The sequence below is a fragment of the Psychrobacter sp. 1U2 genome, from assembly GCF_051847575.1.
In genome coordinates this window covers 1-643 of record NZ_JBPYDC010001287.1, presented here as the reverse complement: position 1 = coordinate 643, position 643 = coordinate 1, and the positions used below count along the sequence as shown (strand labels likewise).

At 44.5% G+C, this 643-nt stretch carries 1 protein-coding gene; it reads right to left on the bottom strand.

Annotation, left to right across the window (positions count from 1 at the left end; all coding sequences use genetic code 11):
- Nucleotides 1-85 precede the first annotated feature (85 nt).
- A complete protein-coding gene (locus tag ACS8FD_RS21685; RefSeq protein WP_439260771.1) occupies nucleotides 86-583 on the bottom strand; it encodes a CvpA family protein in 498 nt (165 codons plus the stop codon).
- Nucleotides 584-643 lie beyond the last annotated feature (60 nt).

Here is a 643-nt window from a genome sequence, read left to right as displayed (position 1 = left end):
CATAATGATGAATGCCAATTTATCAAGGTATCACTTGTCGTAACTAGAGTCGTTAGAACTAATTTTGCCCTTAATTTTACCATAATTAAGACTGATTCATCTGCTCCCACGCACTGCCTAATACATCTGATGCAAGCGTTTTTGCCATTGGCGCATAGGGAAGTAGCTCAGGGGCCAGTACAGAAGTTTGCCACTGCGGAAGCTGTACTAATAACGGCGCACTGACACTAAGAATGACTAAAACCACAAGAGTGTTTTTGGCCGCCCCTAATACACCGCCTGCCATTTTATCTACCATGCCCAAGCCTAAAGTTTTAAGCACTCCTGAAAATACAAACGCTACTAAATGCATCACAGCTAACACTACGATTACGATGAGCAAAAAAGCCATTGCCATTTGTAATACAGAGCTTTGGGTCAGCCCCGATAGCTGCGGTGCAATAGGACCAGCTAAACGAGTCGCAACAATCAAAGCGATAAACCAACCAACTAAGCCAACCGCCGTCTTGACAAGTCCTATTTGAAAACCACGCCATAAGCCAATAAGGACCACAATGGCAATGACGATATCTAGACCACTCATACTTACCGCCGCATGGCGTTAGAGGACCAGCTTAATCAAATGTCGTGGGCATCATAAGAG